We start from the raw sequence: 17,069 nt of genomic DNA, 5'->3' as shown, positions 1-17,069 counted from the left end.
CGCCCGTCATCTTCTCTCCCGTCCGCCGCCGCGCCCGGCGCGAACGCATGCGGCGGCTGGAGCAGCAGCCCGATGCCGCAAGCTTCCTGGCGGACGACATGGTCGAGGACATGCTCGACCGGCTGTCGTTCCTGCGGCACCAGCCCGCGACCGCGCTTGTCATCGGCGACACGACGGGCGCGCTGACCGCGGCGCTCGCGGCAGACGGCGTGGTCGTGACGCGCGCCGACCCTGCCCCGCGCGCGGGCGAGGTCGCGATCGACGAGGAACAACCCTTGCCATTCGACGAGGGTTTCGACCTTATCGCCAGCCTCGGCACACTCGACACGGTCAACGACCTGCCCGGCGCACTGGTGCATATCCGCCGCGCGCTGCGCCCCGATGGCCTGGCGATGATGAGCTTCATGGCCGCGGGCAGCCTCGACACGTTGCGCGGCATCATGCTGGCGGCAGACGGCGAACGCCCCTCCCCGCGCCTGCATCCGATGGTCGACGTACGGGCGGGTGGCCAGTTGCTGCAGCGTGCCGGCTTTGCCGACCCGGTGATCGACAGCAGGACGGTCCGGGTGCGCTATGGCACCATGGAGCGACTGGTGGGGGACTTGCGCGCGCAAGGGCTGGGCAACAGCCTGGCGCGCCATGGCAGCGGCCTTGGCAAGGCGGCGCTGGCGCGGGCCCGGGCGGCCTTTTCGGAAGTCTCCGACGCGGACGGGCGCGTCACCGAGACGTTCGAGATCCTGACGCTGAGCGGCTGGGCCAAGCCGCTGCGCGCGCCGAAATTTTAGAGCGTGATGACGTTTCTATGAAACGCCATCACGCTCAAGATATGAGTGATCGCGCGATTTCTGACAAAAACCGGTTCCCACTTTTTGTCATCGCACTCTGATACGGTCCGTGATCCCGGGGGGCGTCAATGCCCGCCGGGACCGGACCGCTGCGCTCAGAGAACGCTTTCCAGCCAACCCTTGAGCTGGCTCTTGGGGGCGGCGCCGAGCTTCTGTGCCACCGGCTTGCCGTCCTTGAACAGGATCAGCAGCGGGATCGACTGCACCCCGAAATCGCTGGCGATGGTGGTGTTTTCCATGATGTCCACCTTGGCGATGGTCACCTGGTCGCCCAGCTCTTCCGAGATCTCCTCGAGCGCCGGGGCGATCATCTTGCAGGGGCCACACCAGTCGGCCCAGAAGTCTACCAGGACAGGCTTGTCGGACTGGAGGACATCGGCAGCGAAGCTGGCGTCGGTGACGGCTTTGGTGGACATGAAACGGTACTCCATGCAGGTTCGGCCATATGGCCTTGCGAACGCTATCTAAGGGCTCGGGGCGCGTTGACAACTGGCGCGCGGCAATAGCTTTGCTGCACCCGCCCCACGCCCAGCTATAAGCGCCGGTCTCACGCCACCCCGACCGGAGCCGTGGGGCGATGCGCCACCAGCACGTCGGCCGGCACCGCGATCAGCTGCGGCGCATGCGTGTAAAGCAGCGCGGCCTCGATTCGCTTGCCGGGATGGATCGCCTCGAGCGCGGCGGCATAGGCGGCCATCTGGCGCAGCGTCGCCAGCGGCACCTCTTCCAGCCGCGCTGGCGGGCGCCGCGCGGTCTTGAAATCGACGATCAGCACGCGCTCGCCCTCGATCAGCAGGCGGTCGATCGTGCCCGCCACCACCCGGCCGGCAACGACGGCGGCCACCGGCACTTCGGCCAGCGAATCCGGGCCGAACACCGATTGCCAGTCGGGATGGTCGAGCACGGTCAGCGCCGCGCGCACCATGTCGTCGCGCGCGTCGTCGGCGAGGTCACCCGCCTGCCGCGCCAGCCAGGCCTCAGCGGCAAAGGCGCGATCGTGCGGGGCGACATCGGGCAGGCGCTCGATCAGGCGGTGAATCAGCGTCCCGCGCCGTGCGGCCTCCATCGCGCCCGGGCCGGGGCGGGTCGGCGGATCGGGTGCTTCGTCATCGCCCAGCGCCGAGGGCGCCAGCGGGCGCGGCGGCCGCGGTTCGGGGCCGATCGGCGTGGTCAGCGCAGGGGGCAGCAACGGCAGCTGCGGCATCGACTGCGCCATTGCCGAACCTGAACCCGGTGCAAGTGGCGGGCCAAGGGCGCCGATGTCGCGCGCGCCGTCCCAGATCGCGTCGGGCAGCCAGGCCTCGTCGTCGCCGAACAGCGGCTGCAGCTGTGCATACCAGCTGTCTGCCGGCAATTCCTTGCGCGTGCGCGGCAGCGTACCGGCGATGAACAGGGCTTCCTCGGCCCGCGTCATCGCCACATAGAGCAGGCGCCAGTGCTCGGCGCGTTCCTCGCGCGATGCCAGCTCTTCGGCGGCCCGCACCGGGCCGGCCTTTTCGGCCTTGCGCAGCGGCGGCAACGGCACTTTTCGCGCACGATCAGACCCTAGAACCTGCTCCTCCAGTTCGCCGCCACGCGCCATCGCCGCGTCGGGATCGTCGGCGGCATCGGCAAGGATGACGATCGGTGCCTGCAAGCCCTTCGAGCCGTGGACCGTCATCACGCGGACGAGATCGGCCGCCTGCCCCGCCTCGCGTTTCAACTCGCCATCGCCGCTGTCGAACCACTGGATGAAGCCGACCAGGCTGGGCACTTGCCCGCCGGCATAGGCCATGGCCGCGTTGAGCAGTTCGTCGATCGGGTCGTTCGCCTCGCGCCCCAGCCGCTGGACCAGCCGGAAGCGGCCGCGCCACGGCCCCACCAGCAGCCAGTGCAGCAGCGGCGCCGGCGGCTCGAAATCGGCACGGCGCAGCAGCTCGAGCAACTGCTCGACCGTCGCAACGGTTTCAGGCTCGCGCGAGGCGGCCAGATGCGGCCAGAGCCTCGCGCCCTCGCGGCGATAGCCGCGCGCCAGCAGGTCCTCCTGGCTCCACCCCACCAGTGGCGAGACCAGCAGGTTGGCAAGGTTGAGGTCGTCCAGCGGCTGCGCGCAGAAACGCAGCGCCGCCATCAGGTCCTTGACCGCGAGTGGAGCGCCGAGGCGCAGGCGATCGACGCCTGCCACCGGCACGCCATGGGCATGGAGCCGCGCGACGATGAGGCCGGCCAGGTCCTTGCGCTTGCGCACCAGCACCATGACGTCGCCGGCGCTGGCATTGCGCGGCCCGACGCTACCCCCGGCATTCTTGTGCAGCGGAAACCCGGTATCGAGCCACAGCCGCACCTGACGCGCCAGCCGGTCGGCGAGATCACGATCGGGGCGCGACAGCCAGTTCTCGGCGCCGTCCTCACCCGTCTCGGGCAGGTCCTCGCTCTCGCCCGACGTATCACCGACCGGGCGCCACAGCCGCACTAGACCGGGGCGCAGCGCGCCCTCGTGCGGTTCGGGTGCCTCGGGCAGGCCGAAGCGATCGGGCCCGATCGCGGCGATGGCGCGATCGACGAAGGCCAGGATCGGCATGGCGGTGCGATAGGACTGCCCGAGGCCGAGCGAGAGCAGCGTCAGGTCGTCGTTGCCCGCCGCCTGTGCCAGACCGGCCAGGTCGCGCCGCACCCGCTCGCGCGCACGGGCGAAGTTTTCGGGACTGGTGCCCTGGAAGCGGAAGATCGCCTGCTTGTAGTCCCCCACCACGAACAGCGTGCGCGCGCGGTCGAGCGGCACGCCGGGGCGCTGCCCCTCGCCGCTGAAGAAGTCCTGCACCAGCCCGTCGAGCACGATGCGCCATTGCGCCTCGTTGGTGTCCTGCGCCTCGTCGACGAGAATATGGTCGAAACGCCGGTCGAGCTTGTAGCGGATCCACTCCGCCGTGGTGCGTTCGGTCAGCAATGCGGCGGCGGTGCGGATCTGGTCGTCGAAGTCGATGAACCCCTCGCGCGCCTTGGCCGCGTCCCACGCCAGCGCGAAACGCCGCCCGACGGTGAGCGCCGGTTCGAGCACTTGCGCCAATGCGACCAGCGCCATCGCCTCGCGCAGGGCCGTGATGCCGGCGATGACCCGCGCCTGATAGTCGCCATAGGCCGGCTCATGCTTGTCGAGATTGCGCGCCGAGCGCGCCTCGCCCTTGTCGGTGAGGAAGAGCTTGGCGAACCCGTCGATACCGGCCAGCCGCGCCTGCGGGTCGGCAGCAAGCCAGTCGCCCATCATGTTGGCGGCATCGATGCCGGTCCTGGTGCCCCACGCCGCGTTGGCGTCCATGCACCGGCGAACGGAGGCGACGTCGAAGGCGTCGTCGCGGCACAGCGCGGCAAGACCGCTGCCGTCTTCCTCTGCATCCAGCCCGAGCAGGCGATTGATGCGCGGCCGCAGTGGCGGTTGCCACGCCCCCGACCCTTGCCACAGGTCGATCGCGCTCGCGCAGCGCAGCAGGAAGCCGATGACAGCGCCCTGGTCCATGCGCAGCGCCAGTTCGGCGAGCGCATCGAGCACGCGCTCGTCGCCGGACTCCTCGGCCTCGACCAACATCTGCGCCAGCACGTCGCGCACCAGCAGTTCGCGGTCGCGGTCCTCCATCGCGCGCGTGCCCGGCAGCAGGCCCGACTCGATCGGGAATGCCGACAGCAGCCATTGCGAGAAGGCGTGGATCGTCTCGATGCGCAGGCCACCGCCAGGACAATCCAGCACGGCGGCGAACCGGCTGCGCGCGCGGGCGAGGACATCCGGGCCACCGTCGGCGCCGATCGCCTCGAGGTCCTTGAACAGCTCGATGTCGGGCAGGCGCACCCAGCGCGCGAGGACGTCGTTGACGCGCGTCGCCATTTCCGCCGCGCCGGCCTTGGTGAAGGTCAGGCACAGGATGTTCTCGGGCTCGACACCGGGCTGCAGGAGCAGGCGCAGCACGCGCGCCGAAAGCACTTGCGTCTTGCCGGTCCCGGCCGAGGCGCTGAGCCACACGGTGCGCTGCGGCGCCACCGCAAGGGCTTGGTTGCCCTGAAGCGGAAAGACCCGGCTCATGCCCCTTCCCCGTCGCGGCCCTGCCACTCTTCCAGGCGCATCAACTGATCGTAATCGGCATAGCCGGGCAAGTCCGGGTTGAGCCGCGCAGTGAACGGCTCGTTGCCCAGGATCCACCGCGAGATGGCCTCGTCGAGGAAGCGCCGGGTCTCGGGCAGGAAATCCTCGCGCGGGATGCCCGACTTCTTGCGGCCTTCGAGAATGGGCTCGTCCCGAAAGCCGAAGCCGCGCTCCTTGTTGCGGGCCAGCGACCAGTATTCGAAGCGCGTCGGCTCGCCCTCCACCAGAACGCGCCCGTCCTTGTCGCGAAAGCCGCCATCCTGTGCGATCAGGCCGATGAGGCCGAGTTGCAGCGCGAAGCCTTCCTGCACCATGCGCCCCGAGGGCGGCGTTCCGGTCTTGTAGTCGATGATCGCCAGCGTGCCGTCAGGCAGCCGATCGATGCGGTCGGCGCGGCCGTGGATACGCACGCCGTTGACCCGCGTCTCGCCCTTGCACTCGAACGCGGCGACCAGGCGGCCCTGCCCGGCTAATTCGTCCTGCTCGTGCTCGACCCACGCGAGCGCGGCCAGCAGGCGCGGGCGCCACAAGCTGCGCATGAACGGGTGCGCGCTCATCGCATCGAGCGCGCGCTCGGCCAGCGGCACCAGCTCGCCCGGCGGCGCGCCCGCCGCGTGCCAGCCTTCGAGGATGGCGTGAACCGCGGTGCCGCGCCACGCCGGCGAGGGATCGGCATCACGCGGGTCGAGCGTGCGCAGGCCGAGGATGGCAGAGGCATAGAACTGGTAGGGATCGGAGCGCAGGCGATCGAGCGCGGTCACCGCGATCGCCACGCGTCGCTGCTCGGCCGACGGCAGGGGACGCGGGCGCGGATAGACCGGCGCCATGGCACTGGGCGGCGTCTGGTCGAGCGCTTTTGCAAGAAGGACGGCATCCGTCTCGTACGCGACGTCATCCTCGCCCAGCATCGCGCGGATGCGCAGCAGGAACCGCGAGGGGATGGCAGGGCCAGCCGCATCGCGCTCCGCGTACGACAGGACGACTTCGGGCGCGCCGAGCATTGCGGCGAGATCGTGCGCGGCAAGGCCAATGCGGAAATCCGCGCCGGGAATGCCCAGCGCGCGCAGGACCGGCGGCGCCAGCAGCGGGTCGGGCGCGGGCGATGCCGGCCATGACCCCTCGGTCATGCCGCCACAGATGACGAGGTCGGCTCGGCTCATCCGCGCCTCGAGCAGGCCGTAGATCGCCAGACGCGGATGGCCGCCATAGGGCGGGCGCACCGCAACCTCGTCCATCGCGTCGCGCAGCAGCGCCGGGATTTCCAGAGGATCGACCGGCAGCCCGCCGGCCTGCCCCGCCGCCTCACGCCAGCTTTCGACGAACTGCGCACAGCATCGCCCATCGGCGTTGGCCCAAAGCGCCGGTCCGCACAGCGCCTCCCCCACCTCGGCGAGCAGGGCGAGCGTCGAGGCCAGCGGCAGCGCGTCATGCCCGGCAAGCAGGGGCGCGAGCAGCAGCTCGACCTCGTCCCACCAGGCCGACAGGCCAGGGTAGCGGCGCTCCTGCGCGCGCACGGCATCGCGGATCGGGGCAAGGCCGGGGCCAGGCCTCGGCCCGCGCAACACGAGGTCCAGCTGGCGCACGCGCTCGAGCCAGGCAGCGCGCGGCGCGCCGGCCATGACCAGCGGATGGCCCAGCAGCGCCAGCAGCGGCACGGGCGCCGCCCGCTCCGCCCGCGCTGCCGCGAGCTGGAGGAAGAGCCGCCCCGCCACCGTCTGGGGCAGCGGGCGGCCGGCGGTGTCATCCGCCGCGATGTTCCAGCGGCCGAGATGAGCGATCACACGGGCCGCCAGCCCGCGGTCTGGCGTCACCAGCGCCACGCGGTGCTCGGGGATCGCCAGCGCCTGGCGGACGAGGATGGCGATGGCCTGCGCCTCCTCCTCGGGATTGGCGCTCTGCATCAGCCGCACGCCAGCGAGCCGCCGGTCTGCCGGGGGCAGGTCAACCCAGGCGGCACTCGCCTCGGGCGGCAGGAACAGGTTGGAGATCGCCCGGCTGCGCGCCGGCGGCGCCGCGGCGATACCGGCACGGTGCCATGGGCGCACTTCGCCGCGGGCGATGCCCATGCGGTTGAGCAGCAGCTTGAGGTGGTACTGCGGATGCGTGACCTGGTCGCCGCGGCCGAACGGCACGTCATCGGCCTCGTCGGGCGCCCCCGCCTGTCCCAAGGCATCCCACACGCCGTCGTCGAGCGCCAGGTCGAGGTCGGGCAGTACCACCGCGCCTTGCGGCAGGTCGGCGACGGCGCGCAGCAGACCCGCGATCGCCGGCGATGCCGACGTTACGCCGGCGGCCACGATCGGCCTCTCGGGCGGATCGGCCCGCCACGCGGCGGCGGCGTGGGCGAGCAACAGATTGCGCCGCTCTGGTGCGTCGACCATGCCGCGTTCGGCCAGTTCGCTGGTCCAGTACGCGCGCACGGTCGCGAACAGGCGCAGGCTGTCCTGCCAGTGCGTCGCCAGTTCGGGCAGCAGGTCGATCGCCAGCAACTGCTCGAAGGTCACGCCCTCCGCGCTCATCCGGTCGAGCGTCTGCGCCAGGCTGCGAGCCTGGCGCACGAGCCCCGCCTCGCCGCGCACGATGCCCAGCGCCGCCAGCTGCACGCGCAGGATCTCGGCCAGGCGGAGCAGGCGCAGCACGGGGTCGCAGGCGGGCGGGGCAACCGTGCCACCGCCGAGCGGATCGAGCAGCGCGCCTAGCGTCTCGTCGAGGTCGAGGTCGCCCACCACGACCATGCGCGGCAGCAGCAGGCCACCGCCCGAGGCGCGGATGAAGGCCTCGGTCAGGTTGCGAACCGCGCGCTGGCTGGGCAGCAGCAGCGTCAACCGCGCCAGGCCGAAGGTCTCCTCGCGGTATCGCGGGATCAGCCCGGCCACCAGCGCGTCGGCAAAGCCCCGGTGCGCGGCGATGCTGTAGATACGGGGGCGGTCCCTGCCCGCAGTCACCGGATCCCCGCCGTCACAGGTTTGCGAGCGCGTATTCGGTCGGAGCGATCATTTCGGGCGCGCCTACCTCGAACCAGTAGCCGGTGTGCGGCAGGCCATAGGCACGCCCCTCGGCGATGGCGCGATCCCACAGGCGCCCGGTAGAGAAGCTGCCCTCGGGCGCATCGCGCAACAGCCGGCGCGACACGATCTGGATGCCGGTGAAGATGTAAGGCGCTACCCGGCCGGCCTTGCGCCGCGTCATCCGGCCCATCTGGTCGATGTGGAAATCGCCGAGCCCAGTGTAGTTGAACGCCTGCGCATGGCTGACCAGCAGCAGCAGCGCGTCCATCCGCTCCTCGTCCCAGAAGTCGCTGAGCGCGCCGAAGACGTTGCGCGGCCCGTCGAGCCAGATGTTGTCGCTATTGAGGCAAAAGAACGTGTCGCGATCGAGCAGCGGCAGTGCGCGGACGAGGCCGCCCCCCGTCTCGAGCAACTGGTCGCGCTCGTCCGACACGGTCACCTGCGGCACGGCGCGCGAGGCCACATGCGCCTCGAGCTGGTCTGCCAGGTAGTGCACGTTGACCACCGACCGGGTGACGCCGGCCTCGGCCAGCTTGTCGAGCGCGTGATCGACCAGCGCCTTGCCCGCCACGCGCACCAACGGCTTGGGACGGCTGGCGGTCAGCGGGCGCATGCGTTTGCCGATCCCGGCGGCGAGCACCATCGCGGTGTCGGAAACCAGCGGCTTGCGCGGGTCGTGACGACCCTCGCTCATGCCGCGAAACTCCCGCCGAGACGCTGCGCGGGGTCGCGCAACTCGGCCGGAATGTTGGCATCGAACCACGCCGCGACCGGCGCCAGCGCGGGATGGGCCAGATCGCGTTCAAGCAGCGCCCACACGCGCGGAATGTAGTCGAGATAGCGCGGCTTGCCGTCGCGCTTCCACAGCCGCACGAAGATGCCGACGATCTTGGCATTGCGCTGCGCGCCGAGCCGCGCATAGTCGGCGAAGAAATCGCCCTTGGGCTGCGCCTGCTCGCAGTAATAGTCGAACATCCGCGCCTCCAGATCGGGCGCCACGTCGCGCCGTGCATCCTGCAGCAGCGACACCAGATCGTAGGCCGGATGCCCGGTCAGCGCATCCTGGAAATCGAGCAGGCCCTGGTTGTCCAGCCCGCCCAGCAGCATGATGTTCTCGGCATGATAGTCACGCAGCACGGTCACGCCGGGGCGCTGGCCGGGAAGCAGCGGCGCGAGCACCTCTTCCCACGCGCGCGTCCAGCCCGCACCATCGACCTGCAGGCCGCGCGCCGGGCAGAACCACTCGGTGAACAGCCGCACCTCGCGCAGGTATTCGCTCATGCCGTAGGCGGTGAACGGGCCGGCGGGCAGCTGACCCAGCCGCACCAACGCGTCGATGGCACTGCGATAGACCGCGTCCTCGTCCTGCGGCCAGGCGTCTAGATACTCGCGCATGCGCACGTCGCCGAAATCCTCGAGCAGGACCCAGCCGTCAGCCGCGCGTTCCGCCAGCACGGCGGGCGCGCGCAGGCCATTGGCATCGAGCCAGCGGGCGGCGCGCAGGAACGGCTGCGGGTCTTCCTGCGGCGGCGGCGCGTGCATCAGCATCGCATTGGCCTCGCCCCGCACGATACGGAAATAGCGCCGGAACGAGGCGTCGCCCGGCAGCGGATCGATCGCTGCACCGGCCCAGCCGGCCTCGGCCAGGAACGTCTCGATGCCCTCGGGAAGTTGGGTGCTCATGGCAGGCGCTCTAACCATCCCTTGCCGGGCAAGACAATGGCCTGCCGCCCGTTATCCGACAATTCCAGCCGCAGCGTGAGGCAGCCCGGCTCTTGCGCAAAACCGCCGGCGTGATCGGGCCACTCCGCGATGAGCACGGCGCCGTCGCGATAGTCGTCAAGGCCGATTTCCTCGGCCTCGGCGGGGTCGTCGAGCCGGTAGAAATCGGCATGCACCACCGGCAACCGCACACCGGGCGGGTCATACATCTCGATGATGGTGAAGCTGGGCGACGGCACGTCTCCCTCATGGCCCAGCGCATGCAGCAAGGCGCGCGCCAGCGTGGTCTTGCCGACGCCCAGCGTCCCTTCGAGGGCGAGGACGTCGCCGGGGCGCAAATGCACGGCGATGCGCGCGGCAAGCGCCTGCGTCGCGGCAAGATCGGGCAGCGGGATCGTGGTCATCGTTTCCAAGGCTTGGGCCAAGCCCGTCGGCGGATCAAGGGGGTCGGGAGGCAAGACCCCGGCCTCAGGGCAACGTGACGATCGCGCTGGTCCCGCCGCCGGGCTCGGACAAAAGCTCGAACCGCCCGCCATGTGCGTCGATCAGTTGGCGGACCAGCGGCAGGCCGAGACCCTGGCGCCGCTCCACCGACTGGCCGTCGGCGCCGATCTTGAGACCCTCCAGCGCCCGCGCCAGCGCGGCGGCATCCATGCCCTTGCCATTGTCGGAAATGACTACGCGCAGGTCGCGCGGACGCCGGGTGCATTCGATCAGGATACGACCGCCCTCGGGCGTCGCGGTGATCGCGTTGTCGATCAGCTGGCCGAACACCCGGCGCAGGCGCCGCGCGTCGCCGGTGACCTTGCCGACCGCCTGCGTCCCGCGCAGGTCGAGCGTGAGGCCGGCGGCAGAGATCCGCTCGGCCCGTTCGCGGACCACGTCGGAAAGCAGCGGAAAGATGTCCACCGCATCGCGCGCCAGCGGCAGCATGCCGGCCTCGCTCTGCGACAGGTCGAGCACGTTCTCGATCTGCTCGCCCAGCCGCTCGACCGAGGAGAGGATCGCACCGACATATTCGCGCGCCGTCGGTGGCAGTTCGCCCGCCAGCCCGCTGTCGAGCATCTCGGCAAACCCGCCGATGGCATTGAGCGGATTGCGGAATTCGTAGCTCATGTTGGCGATGAAGCGCGTCTTGACCGCATCGGCCTCGATCAGCGCAGCATTGCGCTCGCGCAGCGCGGCCTCGGCCTTCTGCGAGTCGGTGATGTCGAGCACCGTCAGCAGGCCGTTGCCGTCGGGCAGCGGCACGCCCGCGAATTCGAGGTGGCGGCCATCCGCAAGGGCAAGGCGCCCGCTGGTCTGCTTGCGCTCGAGCGTGGCGGACTGGATCACCTGACCGATCGTGCCGACCTGCGCTGGGCGCTTGAGCCGCCCCGCGAGCCGCGAGAGGAGCATGTCGACGCGCGGATGCGTGACGAGGAAATCCTCGTCGAGACCCCAGTCGCTGGCGAACCGCCGGTTCCACAGCTGCAGCTTGCTGTCCGGACCGAACACCGCGAGCGATTCGAACAGGTTGTCGAAGGTGGCGGTGCGCGTGCGCAGCAGCGTGTCGCGCGTCGCGGAGAGTTGCAGCTGCTCGGTCCTATCCTCGACGATCAGCAGCAGCCCGCCATCGGGCATGGGCTGGGCGATGACGCGCAGATGCGTGCCATCGTGCAGGTGCCAGGGTTCCTCACGCGGCTCGCGCGCCAGGAACCAGGCCTGCCGCTCGCGCCTCCATTCAGGGAAATCGCGCACTTCCGGCAACTTGCCGCCATCACGCAGGCGGTCGAGCACGCGGTCGAACGGCGGCGTATCGGTGACCCAGGCCTGCGGGATGCCGAAAATGCGCAGGAACGGCTGGTTGGCGAAGACCAGATTACGCGCGGCATCAAACTGCGCGATCGCGGCCGACAGCGTGTCGAGCATCTGCAACTGCGCATCGCGAAAGCGGCGGAACTGGCGGGCCAGTTCCTCCAGCTGCTCGACGTCCATGGCATAGCCTGCGACGCCCTCGTCCCCGATCGGCAGGTCGCTGACACGCATGGTCCGGCGCTGCCCGTCGATCGTGGCCGGCACGGTGCGTTCGCGGGGGCGGCGCTGGGCAAAGACGTCCGCGGCGATATGGGCCGGCGTGCTGCCCTCGACCGGCTCGACCAGTTCGATCCCGCGATCGACGACCTCGGCCGCGCTTTGTGCCCCCACCGCGCGGACATAGGCGCTGTTCACCAGCCGCAGCCGCATCTGCGCATCGCGAAACCACATCGGCAGCGGCGCCGCCTCGATCAGCCCGGCCAGACCCGAAAAGTCGGAATGGGCCTGCGTCGCCTCGGCCCGCAGCGCGCGGATCTCCGCCTCGCTGGCCGAGGCATCGAAGAACCACAGCAGCGCGGCGCCAGCGGGGGCGATCTGCGGGTCGGCGAGGCTGCCGCGCACCGCCAGGGTCCGCGTCCCGCCACGCGGCGAAAGCGACAGCGCCAGCGGCGCGCCCGTGCGCTGGGTATGCCGGACCGCCTCGGCAAGCGCGGTGAGCGCATCGGCGGGAAGTCCGCCCTGCCCGTCGTCAAGCTCGGTCAGAAAGCCCGGCACGGCGGGAAGGCCCAGCCAGTCCGCCAGCCGCGAGGGGCCTTCGATCCGGCCATCGCCGCGCACCAGCAGCGGCAACGCAGGGGCGTCCTCGACCATGCGGCCCAGCCGCCGGGCCTGCCGCTCCGCCGCCTCGGCCCGCCGGACCCTGCCCCGCGCCGCCAGCACGGCCCATGCCGCAGCCAGCGTCCACACGGACAGCAGCAGCGCCATCGCCAGCAGTGCAAGGGAATTGGCCCACATCGCCCCTTGGCTAGGCCGCGCGGGCGCGAATGACAACGGGTCATCCGCAAGGCTGCGCACGAACATCGCTGCGAAAACGGACCGGTCGCCTTGGCTCCCCCAAGCAAAACGCCCCGCATTCTTGCGAATGCAGGGCGCTTGGCGTCCGTTATCCGGGCCTTGAGGCTCAGTAGCGGTAGTGGTCCGGCTTGAACGGCCCCTGCGGCGTCACGCCGATATAGCTGGCCTGACGCTCGCTGAGCTTGGTCAGCTTCACGCCCAGCTTTTCCAGGTGCAGCGCCGCGACCTTCTCGTCGAGGTGCTTGGGCAGGACATAGACCTCGTTCTTGTATTCGTCGGCCTTGGTGAACAGCTCGATCTGGGCCAGCGTCTGGTTGGTGAAGCTGGCGCTCATCACGAAGCTGGGGTGGCCGGTGGCGCAGCCCAGGTTGACCAGGCGGCCCTTGGCGAGGATCAGGATCTGCTTGCCGTCGGGGAATTCGACGAGGTCGGTGCCCGGCTTCACTTCGGTCCACTTGTAGTTCGACAGCGCAGAGATCTGGATCTCGCTGTCGAAGTGGCCGATGTTGCACACGATGCTCATCGGCTTCATCGCCTTCATGTGCTCGGCGGTGATGACGTCTTCGTTGCCGGTGGCGGTGACGAAGATGTCGGCGCGGGTCACGGCCTCTTCCATCGTCACGACTTCATAGCCTTCCATCGCCGCCTGCAGCGCGCAGATCGGATCGACTTCGGTGACCATGACGCGCGCGCCGCCATTGCGCAGCGATGCGGCCGAACCCTTGCCGACATCGCCGAAGCCGGCGACGCAGGCGACCTTGCCGGCCAGCATCACGTCGGTCGCGCGACGGATCGCATCGACCAGCGATTCCTTGCAACCGTAGAGATTGTCGAACTTCGACTTCGTCACCGAATCGTTCACGTTGATCGCGGGGAACGGCAGCTTGCCCTCCTTGGCGATCTGGTAAAGGCGGTGGACGCCGGTGGTGGTCTCTTCCGAGACGCCCTTGATCGCCTTGACCGTTTCAGTGAGGTAGCCGGGCTTCGCCGCGAGGAACGCCTTGAGCGCGCGCACGAACTCGATTTCCTCGGCGTTGCTCGGCTCGAACAGCGTCTCGCCCGCTTCGACGCGCGCGCCCCACAGCGCGAACATCGTGGCATCGCCGCCGTCGTCGAGGATCAGGTTGCAGGGCTGGTCACCCCAGTCGAAGATGCGGCCGACATAATCCCAGTAATCGGCCAGGCTCTCGCCCTTGATCGCGAAGACCGGGATGCCGCTGGCGGCGATGGCGGCAGCGGCATGATCCTGCGTCGAATAGATGTTGCAGGTCGCCCAGCGCACCTCGGCGCCCAGCGCGACGAGCGTTTCGATCAGCACCGCAGTCTGGATCGTCATGTGCAGCGAGCCGGTGATGCGCGCGCCCTTGAGCGGCTGCGACGCGCCGAATTCCTGGCGCAGCGCCATGAGACCCGGCATCTCGGTCTCGGCGATGGCGATTTCCGCGCGGCCGAAATCGGCGAGGCCGAGGTCGGCGATGACATAGTCCTTGTTCGCTTCGAGCGCGCTGGCCACGAGGCATCTCCATTCAATAGCAGCAGTGGACCCGCCGGCGGCGGATCGCGGATGGGCTGCCCTTAGCCGGTCCCGTGGCCAAGGGCAATGTTAACATAAAGAAGTCTTTATATCGGTATTTTCCCACGCACGTTGGGCAAGCGTTTTCGGCCGCGCGCAAAAAGACCACGTCCTGCAGCCCGCGCCGGTTGTTCGCCAAGGCCGCCGACCTATATCCCGCGCGAGTTGCCGCTCCGCTCGCGGCGACCGGACATTGAAAGGAATTTGGGGATGACGATCAACGTAGGCGAGACCGTGCCCGACGTGAAGCTGGTCAAGGCCACCAAGGACGGGCCGGACGCCGTCCAGTCCGCCGATTTCTTCAAGGGCAAGCGCGTCGCGCTGTTCTCGGTGCCGGGTGCCTTCACCCCCACCTGCTCGGCCAAGCACCTCCCGGGCTTTGCCGAAAAGGCCGAGGACCTGAAGGCCAAGGGCATCGACGAGATCGCCTGCACCGCCGTCAACGATGCTTTCGTGATGAAGGCCTGGGGCGAGGCCAACGGCTCGCCGGCCGTGACCATGCTGGCCGACGGCAATGCCGATTTCGTCAAGGCGCTGGGCCTGACCATGGACGGCACCGGCTTCGGCATGGGCACGCGTGGCCAGCGCTTCTCGGCGGTCATCAACGATGGCGTGGTCGAGCAGCTCAACGTCGAAGCCCCGGGCGACTTCAAGGTCAGCTCGGCCGAGCACATGCTCGAGCAGCTCTGAGGCAGGTTTCGGGGCAGCCGGCGCTTTCCTCGCGCCGGTTGCCCCGGTTCTCCGTCAAGCCATCAATAGCCCATCAGGCTCATCACTTCCTTGCGGCTCCGCGAGTCCGCCAGGAAGCAGCCCAGCAGCCGGCTCGTCACCATGCCGACGCCCGGCGTGCGCACGCCGCGCCCGGTCATGCAGCCGTGCTGCGCCTCGATCACCACGGCCACCCCTTGCGGATGCAGGTGATCCCAGATGCACTGCGCAACTTCGGCAGTCAGGCGCTCCTGGATCTGCAGCCGCTGCGCATAGCCATGCAGCACGCGCGCCAGCTTCGAGATGCCCACGACACGCTTCTGCGGCAGGTAGGCGATGGCCGCCTTGCCGGTGATCGGCGCCATGTGATGTTCGCAGTGCGACTGGAACGGGATGTCCTTGAGAACGACGATCTCGTCGTAGCCGCCCACCTCCGAAAAGGTGCGCGTCAAGTGGACCGAAGGGTCTTCCTGGTAACCCTGGCAATATTCCAGCCATGCACGCGCGACCCGCTTGGGCGTGTCGATCAGTCCCTCGCGCGCCGGATCGTCGCCGGCCCATTCGATCAGGGTGCGGATCGCGGCCTGCACATGCTCCGGCACGGGCGCCTTGCCGCGCGCCAGGTCCTCGTCGTCGTCATGGTCATGGCCGCAGCCCGGCAGATCGGTCATTCGTGATGTCGTCCTCGCTTGGGGTGCCGCAAGCGCGTCATCCCCTTCCGCAGTCTGGCGCCGAGGGCGCCGCGCCCCAGGCTTCCGCGCCAAAGCCCGCCACGCCGATAGAACGCCAGCATTTCCTCGGGATGCTCGGGGTCGAGCGCCTCGGAATCCGCCAGTGCCTGCTCGGCATCGCTCAATTGGCGCGGCACGAAGCGCTTGAGGCTGCGCCCCCCGCGCGCCTGCGACGCGGCAGCGAGCGCGGCCATCGAACCGGCCTCGGCCAGGGCAGGCCCTACAGCCTCCTCCGACAGTCCGCAATGCTCGGCCAGCAACGACAGGCGAAGCGCGGTAATGCCCGGCTGGGCATGACCGTTGCCGGGGCGATGCGCATCGATGAACACGTCGCATTCGCTGTCGAGACCCATCGAGCGGTTGTTCATGTTGGCCGAACCGATGCGCAGGATCATGTCATCGACGATTAGCAGCTTGGCATGGACGTAGATGGCCGTGCCGCCCTGCGTCATCGGGTGCCAGATCGAGAAGCGCGCGTGTGCATCCTGCGCCTCGACGGCGTGGAACAGCCGGATGCGCGCCAAGTCCATTGCTGCCTGTTCGAGCCAGCCATCGGATGCCTCGGGCACGACCAGCACGACTTCCGGCGGGTCGGGCTGGGCCAGCCGCTCGGCGAGCGCTTCGGCCACGCGGCGAGACGCGAAGTACTGATTCTCGGCGTAAATGAAGTGCTTGGCCGAGGCGATCTGGCGGCAGAACAGCGTCTCGATCTCGCGGATCTCGTCATGATCGCCATATTGCGAGCGCGTCCGTGCGATGCCGATCTCGACGTCCTCGAACTGCGCGACGATCCCGTTGGGCCAGGCGGTTTCCGACTGTGGCGCACATGGCTGGAGCGGCCTTCCGCCTGCCTGGTGCCAGCGCGCCCGTCCGAATGCCCCGAGTTGTCCGGCCGCATCGCCCTCGAGCAGCATGGTCACGTCGTGCCAGGGGCCATAGGGCTGGCCGCCCGGCCGGCGGCGGCGCGGGTCGCCATCGAGATGCGCACGCGTGTCCCAGCGATCGCCCGCCATGTCGATGCCGCCGCAGACCGCAAAGCGATCGTCGATCACCACGACCTTCTGGTGATGGCTGCAGCCCAGCGGATGCGCCGCATCGAGCTTGTAGCCGATCCGTGGATGGCGCCACCAGCGGATGAGATCAAGCACCATCGACCCGCGCAGCAGCGCCTTGATCGCGCCGAAATTCCACTTGAGCACGAGGATCTCGAGACCCTTGCGGCGGTTGGCGAGCCAGACGACAAAGGCGCCGAGCCGCGCCGGGGCGATGCGCTTGCGCGGCAGGTTCCACCAGCGCCGGCCATCGCCGATCAGGATGCGCGTATCGAAATCCCAGCCGATCATGTGGATGCGCTGCCGCGCCGCCAGCATGGCATCGCGCATCAATGCGAAGTAGTCGGCGGCGTCGACAACCGCGTGCGCACGGCTCGCCCGCGCATATCGCCATACGCCCGGCTCGATGCTGGCATCTTCGGACATTTCCGTCGCGGCACTCGTGTCC

General features: G+C 69.3%; 12 protein-coding genes. 2 read left to right on the top strand and 10 right to left on the bottom strand.

Annotation, left to right across the window (positions count from 1 at the left end):
- Nucleotides 1-785, top strand: a 785-nt coding sequence (locus tag V7Q48_RS01125; protein WP_333835740.1) for a methyltransferase domain-containing protein, incomplete at its 5' end; no start/stop codon positions are given.
- Between the two features lie 155 nt (nt 786-940).
- Here V7Q48_RS01125 and trxA read toward each other — a convergent pair.
- The 8 genes from trxA to ahcY form a co-directional block, all read right to left on the bottom strand.
- Complete coding sequence (gene trxA / locus V7Q48_RS01120; protein WP_333835739.1) at nt 941-1,261, bottom strand: thioredoxin; 321 nt, start codon at nt 1,259-1,261, stop codon at nt 941-943.
- 131 nt (nt 1,262-1,392) lie between these two features.
- Nucleotides 1,393-4,896: a double-strand break repair helicase AddA gene (gene addA, locus V7Q48_RS01115; RefSeq protein ID WP_333835738.1), complete on the bottom strand. Its 3,504-nt coding sequence runs from the start codon at nt 4,894-4,896 to the stop codon at nt 1,393-1,395.
- Complete coding sequence (addB, locus tag V7Q48_RS01110; RefSeq protein ID WP_333835737.1) at nt 4,893-7,901, bottom strand: double-strand break repair protein AddB; 3,009 nt, start codon at nt 7,899-7,901, stop codon at nt 4,893-4,895. Before addB ends, addA begins: the two co-directional genes overlap by 4 nt.
- A gap of 13 nt (nt 7,902-7,914) precedes the next feature.
- Entirely contained in the window at nt 7,915-8,658 is a 744-nt protein-coding gene (locus tag V7Q48_RS01105; protein ID WP_333835736.1) for a nucleotidyltransferase family protein, read from the bottom strand.
- The gene (locus tag V7Q48_RS01100) at nt 8,655-9,647 is read right to left on the bottom strand and encodes an aminoglycoside phosphotransferase family protein (RefSeq protein ID WP_333835735.1); all 993 of its coding nucleotides are present in this window, start codon (nt 9,645-9,647) and stop codon (nt 8,655-8,657) included. Before V7Q48_RS01100 ends, V7Q48_RS01105 begins: the two co-directional genes overlap by 4 nt.
- The gene (gene tsaE / locus V7Q48_RS01095; RefSeq protein ID WP_333835734.1) at nt 9,644-10,090 is read right to left on the bottom strand and encodes a tRNA (adenosine(37)-N6)-threonylcarbamoyltransferase complex ATPase subunit type 1 TsaE; all 447 of its coding nucleotides are present in this window, start codon (nt 10,088-10,090) and stop codon (nt 9,644-9,646) included. Before tsaE ends, V7Q48_RS01100 begins: the two co-directional genes overlap by 4 nt.
- A 64-nt stretch (nt 10,091-10,154) precedes the next feature.
- Nucleotides 10,155-12,497: a sensor histidine kinase gene (locus V7Q48_RS01090; RefSeq protein WP_333835733.1), complete on the bottom strand. Its 2,343-nt coding sequence runs from the start codon at nt 12,495-12,497 to the stop codon at nt 10,155-10,157.
- Nucleotides 12,498-12,663: 166 nt separating this feature from the next.
- Nucleotides 12,664-14,070, bottom strand: a complete 1,407-nt coding sequence (gene ahcY, locus V7Q48_RS01085; protein ID WP_333835732.1) for an adenosylhomocysteinase — start codon at nt 14,068-14,070, stop codon at nt 12,664-12,666.
- Between the two features lie 270 nt (nt 14,071-14,340).
- Here ahcY and V7Q48_RS01080 point away from each other — a divergent pair, with 270 nt between their 5' ends.
- Nucleotides 14,341-14,820: a peroxiredoxin gene (locus V7Q48_RS01080; protein WP_333835731.1), complete on the top strand. Its 480-nt coding sequence runs from the start codon at nt 14,341-14,343 to the stop codon at nt 14,818-14,820.
- Nucleotides 14,821-14,882: 62 nt separating this feature from the next.
- Here the strand turns inward: V7Q48_RS01080 and folE are convergent, their stop codons facing one another.
- Together folE and V7Q48_RS01070 are read right to left on the bottom strand one after the other, a co-directional pair.
- Nucleotides 14,883-15,509 carry a GTP cyclohydrolase I FolE gene (gene folE / locus V7Q48_RS01075; RefSeq protein WP_333835730.1) on the bottom strand — a complete coding sequence of 209 codons (627 nt, stop codon included), beginning with the start codon at nt 15,507-15,509 and terminating at the stop codon, nt 14,883-14,885.
- On the bottom strand, nt 15,506-17,047 hold the full coding sequence (locus tag V7Q48_RS01070; protein WP_333835729.1) for a phospholipase D-like domain-containing protein: 1,542 nt from the start codon (nt 17,045-17,047) through the stop codon (nt 15,506-15,508). Before V7Q48_RS01070 ends, folE begins: the two co-directional genes overlap by 4 nt.
- Nucleotides 17,048-17,069 lie beyond the last annotated feature (22 nt).

The sequence above is a fragment of the Novosphingobium sp. genome, assembly GCF_036803765.1.
GTDB lineage: Bacteria > Pseudomonadota > Alphaproteobacteria > Sphingomonadales > Sphingomonadaceae > Novosphingobium.
This window is presented reverse-complemented; position numbering and strand designations above follow the sequence as displayed.